The organism is Dermacoccus sp. UBA1591, from assembly GCF_002322065.1.
In the GTDB taxonomy this organism is placed as follows: Bacteria; Actinomycetota; Actinomycetes; order Actinomycetales; family Dermatophilaceae; genus Dermacoccus; species Dermacoccus nishinomiyaensis.
In genome coordinates this window covers 1-222 of sequence record NZ_DCNR01000099.1, presented here as the reverse complement: position 1 = coordinate 222, position 222 = coordinate 1, and the positions used below count along the sequence as shown (strand labels likewise).

Below are 222 nucleotides of genomic sequence, written 5' to 3'. Positions count from 1 at the left end.
CACGGGTTGATGTCGGGCGCGGCGCCCGGCGTCTTCGCGCCCGCATCTGCCGCAGTTCGGCGCCCCGATGCGGACTGCTGCGGCGGGGCACCCGTGGCGACGGACGCGCCCGCGTCAGAGTGGGCGGCGCCTGCGGCGGGAGCCGCAGGCGCGCCCGACGTCGCGGACGCGTCGTCGGTCAGTGGCTGGTCGGCCATGTGAGTTCCTTCGATTCGATGTCGT

Annotated in this window: 1 pseudogene; it reads right to left on the bottom strand. The window is 74.8% G+C overall.

From position 1 onward, the window contains the following. Positions 1-197: pseudogene (locus B2284_RS11145) on the bottom strand (MFS transporter); the annotation flags it as partial. Between the last annotated feature and the right edge of the window lie 25 nt (positions 198-222).